The sequence below is a fragment of the Protofrankia sp. CiP1_Cm_nod1 genome, assembly GCF_920888515.1.
In the GTDB taxonomy this organism is placed as follows: Bacteria; Actinomycetota; Actinomycetes; order Frankiales; family Frankiaceae; genus Protofrankia.
Window position 1 is genome coordinate 1602 of sequence record NZ_CAKKTM010000364.1, and the last position, 5018, is coordinate 6619.

A 5018-nucleotide genomic window follows, 5' to 3' on the forward strand; every position below is an offset into this window, starting at 1 on the left:
CCCGCACGCCCTCCCGTGCCCACACGGCGTCCCTGGGCGAAGCGCTGCCCGACGGGCTTTCCCTGCCCCCACGCCCAGGGCTGTCACCGTCGGTGATGCGCACAGCCTCCGACCGGTCGGCGGGCCGGCCCGCCGGACGTACTCTCCGCCAGGTCAGTGTCCCCGCCCGCACCCGGGCCGCCCACCGGCCGCAGAACGCCTCCACCTCGTCCGGCACCCTGTCCGGCACCCTGTCCGGCCACGCCTCGTCCGCCGGGCCGGCGGTAGCCCCGTCACCAGCGGCCGACACCGACAGCCGGGTGCCCGGATGACGTACGAACAGGCCCCGCAGATCGGCCGCGACATAGGTCGGCCGATAGTGCGCCCCGGCGCGCAGGAGCTCGCCCTTGCCGGTCACCCCGGTGAGCACCAGCAGGGACGGCGTGCCCGAACGGACGGCGGAGGCGATGTCGGTGTCGAGCCGGTCGCCGACGATCAGTGGCGAGCGGGCGCCGGCACGGCGGACCGACTCCTCGTGCAGCGCCCGCTCCGGCTTGCCGGCCACCAGAGGGACCGCCCCGGTCGCGGTCCGCAGCATCGCGACCAGTGAGCCGTTGCCGGGCAGCAGGCCGCGTTCGGTTGGTACCGAGGCGTCGGTGTTGCTCGCAACCCACAGCGCGCCCGCCTGGATCGCGAGCGCGGCCTCGGCGAGCCGGGCGTAGCCGATGGCGGGGTCGAAGCCCTGCACCACCGCAGCCGGCCCCTCCCCCGCGGTGGTCACCGGCCGCAGGCCCACGTCCCGCACCGCCTCGCGCAGGCCCTCGCCGCCGGCGACCAGGACGGCCGCCCCGCGGGGCAGGCGTCCGGCGAGCAGCCGCGCCGCCGCCTGCGCGGAGGTGACCACGTCGGCCGGCGCCGCGAGCACCCCGAAGGAACGCAGCCGCTCGGCGACCCGGGCCGGCGTCCGCAGCGCGTTGTTGGTGACGAACACCGTCCGCATCCCGCGTCCACGGGCGGCGGCGATGGCCGGCGCCGCGTGGGGCACCGCCTCGGAGCCGCGGTACACCACCCCGTCGAGGTCCATCAGGGCGGCGTCGTGGACGTCGACGAGCGGGGCCGGCGACGCCGACAGCGGCCCACCCGGCCCACCCCACTCGCCCGTCTCGCTCGGGGCCCCCGGCTCATCCGGGCCGGCCGGCTGGGTGGACAGGCCCAGGCCGTGGGTCACGGCCGTCCCCGCACCGGCCGGTTGAGCGCGGCCCGCACACCCCGCAGCGCCTGCCCGTAGTGCCCGAGGTCCGGACGCATCGCGACGGCGAGCGCCAGATGCTCCACCGCCGCGCGCAGGTCACCGGTGCGGCGAGCCGCCATGCCGAGCCCGAACTGGGCGTAGTCGTCGGTCGGGTCGTGGGCGACGATCCAGGCGAAGCTCTCCCGGGCCGCGCCGTACTGGCCGGCGTCGAACTGGGCCCGGGCCAACGCCTCCCGGACGCTGCGCGAGCCCGGTTCGGCGGCCACGGCATGGGCGAGCAGCTGGACCGCGGCGTTGGCGTTGCCCCGGTCGAGCAGGGCGACACCCCGGGTGTACCAGTCGTAGACCTCACCGCCAGGACTGCCACCGGGGCTGCCACCACCCAGCTGGGTGGCATCGCCGACGCCGGCGGCATCTGCAGTACCGCTGGCGCCGGACCCGCTGGCGCCCGGGACGGTACCGGCCCCCTCGGCGCCGGCCGCGCTGTCACCGCCAGGAGCAGGGGTGCCAGCGGCCGGGGTGTTGGCGGGAACGGGGGTGCCAGGAGCGGGAGGGGTGTCGGGGATGCGCCCCAGGCTCGCGGGCAGCCACTCGTCGCGGGGGCCCCTCCCCTCGCCGGCAACCGGTCCGTCGTGCCCGCCGGACATCCGCGCCTCCCTCGTTGCCTGTCCTGGCTCTGTTTGCCTGTCCTGGCTTTCCCTGCGTTTCCTGCCGTGCCGCGACCCGGTGGCATCCGCGCCCCGGTACCCGTCTGAACCTTCGATGCACCTCCGATATGCCGACGTCGGCACCCACATGGCCAGACGCCGGTGGCCGAGGCCCAGCTCCCAGTGTCGCCGGAAACCACCCCCCGCTCCCACCGATCGCGCCGATCGGTGGAGGTGCGTACCATTTCGTCGCCTCACCGCCCGCCGTCCCTTCCACCGCGGGACGCGCTTCCTCCGCTGCCGGCGGCGCCCGCAGGCGGACCTGGTCGCCGGCCGGGCTCGGCGCCACGGGCTTCCTCCAGTGCCGGCGGCGCCCGCAGGACGTCGCATACCTCGCCGACCGCGCAGCCCACGAGTTTCCTCCGCTGCCGGCGGCGCCCGCAGGGCGTCCGCGCAAGGCAGGGGCCGACGGCACCGGCCGGTGTCGATGGCGTCCACGGCGGCACAGGTTCCTCCGACGCCGGTCGCCGCCCGCCGGTTCCGTGCCCGTCGGCGGGCTGCCAGCCCGGTGCCCGTCCCGGTGCCGGCGGTGCCCGTTCGATGCCAGGCCCGTTCGATGCCGGCGGCGTCGGTGGCGGCTGGACCCATACGATCGCCGCATGGCTGCTCCCGTCCCGGCACCACCCTCACCTGGCGGACTGGTCCTGGCCCCGTTCCGGGCCCTGCGGTATGCCGCGGACGACGGTGCGGAGCTGGCGTCACGGACCGCCCCGCCCTACGACGTGATCGACGCCGCCGGTGTCACCGCGCTGGAGGCACGGCATCCGCACAACGCCGTCCGGCTCATCCTCCCCCGCGACGACGAGGACTCCCCGGGAAGCCGCTACCGGCGGGCCGCGGACACCCTGCGCGCCTGGACCGCCGACGCGGTCCTGCGCCGCGACGAACGCCCGGCGCTGTACGTGTACGAGCAGGCCCAGGACGGGCACGTCCAGCGAGGCCTGGTCGGTGCGGTGGCGCTGGCCGACCCGGACGCGGGGATCATCCTGCCGCACGAGAACACCATGACCGGCCCGGTCACCGACCGGCTGGCCCTGACCGTGGCCACCGGGGCGAACCTCGAGCCGATCTTCCTGTTGTACGAGGGCGGCGGGGCCGCCAGCCGGGTCGTCGCCGAGACGGTGACGAGCACACCGCTCCTGACCACGGCGACCGACGACGGTGTCACCCACCGCATCTGGGCGCTGACCGACCAGGAGCGGCTCGCCGCCGTCGCCGACGATCTGTACGGACGGCGGGCGGTGATCGCCGACGGCCACCACCGGTACGCCACCTACCGCCGTTACCAGGCCGACCGCCACACGGCGGGTCACGGCGGCGGCCCCTGGGACTTCGGCCTGGCCTTCCTGGTGGACGCCCGGGTGTCCGGCCCACGGGTCCATGCGATCCACCGGGTCGTACACGGCCTGGCCCTCAGCGAAGCCGTCCGCCGCGCCGGGACGGTGTTCCAGGTGAAGCCGCTGGACGCTGTCGGCGACCCCGCTGGCACGTATCTGCTCGGTGAGCTGGCCAAGGCCGGCCAGGACGGCCACGCCTTCGTGATCACTGACGGCCGGGCGGCGTTCCTGCTGACGCGCCCGGACCCGGTGCTGCTCGCCGACGCGCTGCCGGCGGACCGCTCCGCCGCCTTCCGCCAGCTCGACGTCACCGTCGCGCATCTCGCGCTGATCACAAAAGTCTGGGGGCTGGCGGACACCGAGGACGTGGTCGGCTACCGGCATGACGCCGCCACCGCGATCGCCACAGCGGCAGCGGCAGCGGCAGCGGCAACAGGGGCAGCGGCAACAGCGGCGGTGCCCGCGCCCGGCGACACCACGGCGGCAGTGGTGGCCGGCGGTGCCGCGGCGTCCGCGTCCAATACGTCCACGGCCGGTGCCGACGTGGCGGCGCCGGACGCCGCGATCGCGCTGCTGTTGAACCCGACCCCGGCCGCGGACGTCGCCGCCGTGGCCGCGGCCGGCGAACGGATGCCGCGCAAGTCGACGCTGTTCACGCCCAAGCCGCGCAGCGGCCTGCTGATCCGCCCGCTGGACGAGTAACCGCACCGGTGCCGTTGACCGAGGCATGAGGCAGCCAGCGGCAGACGACCGGACGGCCGGGAGAGCGCCCCGGCCGTCCGGTTCGAAGGTCCTATCCGGCCCCCGGACCCCGCTCGGGCTCCTGAACGGGAGGAACCGCTTCGTCCTCCGGCGGCTCCGCGGCATCCAGCCCCACGATGTCCGGCTCCGCGGCGCCCAGCCCCACGATGTCCGGCTCCGCGATGTCCAGCCCTGCGGCGCCCAGCCCCACGATGTCCAGCCCCGCGATGTCCGGCCCCAGGATGTCCGGCTCCGCGGCGTCCAGCTCCGTGGCACGGTCCGCGGCGTCGGTCTGCTGGGTGTCGTCGACGGTCGCCGCGGAGGCGAACCAGCGTGCCGCGTCGGCGGGACGGCCCGCGGCCAGCAGCGCCTCCGCGTAGGCGTACCAGAGCCTCGCGCTCCACGGCCGCACGCCGGCGGCAGCCGCCTCGTCCTGCAGCAGCAGAACCGCGGCCTCCGGCTCACCCAGATCACGCCGCGCGCCCGACAGGACGATCAGCAGCTCGGCCCGGGCCTCCTCGTCGAGTTCGGCCGCCCCCGGATCACGGGCGAGCAGCAGGGCGCGCTCGGGACGCCCGAGCCCCCGCTCGGCATCCGCCATCACGGCAAGGTGCCGTGGGGACCCGTCGATGCGGCGTGCCGCACGCAGCTCGGCGAGCGCCGTGGCGAACTCCCCCGCGTGGTAGGCCGCAAGCCCGACCGCCTCCCGGACGACGGCGATCCGGGACGCCAGCCCCGCGGCCGCGCGGGCGTGCGCGAGCGCGAGCGCGGGGTCCTCGTCGAGGTACATGCCCGCGGCCACCAGATGCCGGGCCACCGGTTCGGCCAGGGACGCGCCCAGCCCGCGCAGCTCCCGCGTGACCTCGAAGTCGAGGAGTTCGGCGCGGGCTTCGTCCGGCAGCTCCGGTGCCGCCGGCCGGCCGGGACGCCCAGCTCCCCGGCCGGCGCCCGCGCCACCGCGCGGGGACGCCGGGGAACCCGCCGAGGCATCCGGACGGCGGT

4 protein-coding genes are annotated in these 5018 nt (G+C 76.3%); 1 reads left to right on the forward strand and 3 read right to left on the reverse strand.

The window, feature by feature from the left end:
• Together NBX02_RS16385 and NBX02_RS23280 are read right to left on the reverse strand one after the other, a co-directional pair.
• A partial coding sequence (locus NBX02_RS16385) for an HAD-IIA family hydrolase (RefSeq protein ID WP_250292060.1) occupies window positions 1-1207 on the reverse strand: 1207 nt, incomplete at its 3' end.
• Window positions 1204-1878: a tetratricopeptide repeat protein gene (locus tag NBX02_RS23280; protein WP_445548477.1), complete on the reverse strand. Its 675-nt coding sequence runs from the start codon at window positions 1876-1878 to the stop codon at window positions 1204-1206. The genes NBX02_RS23280 and NBX02_RS16385, both read right to left, overlap by 4 nt.
• Before the next feature lie 659 nt (window positions 1879-2537).
• On the opposite strand from NBX02_RS23280, the gene NBX02_RS16400 reads away from it, so the two are divergent.
• Window positions 2538-3977, forward strand: a complete 1440-nt coding sequence (locus NBX02_RS16400; RefSeq protein ID WP_250292062.1) for a DUF1015 domain-containing protein — start codon at window positions 2538-2540, stop codon at window positions 3975-3977.
• Between the two features lie 91 nt (window positions 3978-4068).
• Here NBX02_RS16400 and NBX02_RS16405 read toward each other — a convergent pair.
• Window positions 4069-5018, reverse strand: a 950-nt coding sequence (locus NBX02_RS16405; protein WP_250292064.1) for a tetratricopeptide repeat protein, incomplete at its 5' end; no start/stop codon positions are given.

Bases quoted from the DNA above. Each gene is read 5' to 3' on its own strand.
- NBX02_RS23280 (WP_445548477.1), bottom strand. From the start codon at position 1,878: ATGTCCGGCGGGCACGACGGACCGGTTGCCGGCGAGGGGAGGGGCCCC.
- NBX02_RS16400 (WP_250292062.1), top strand. From the start codon at position 2,538: ATGGCTGCTCCCGTCCCGGCACCACCCTCACCTGGCGGACTGGTCCTG.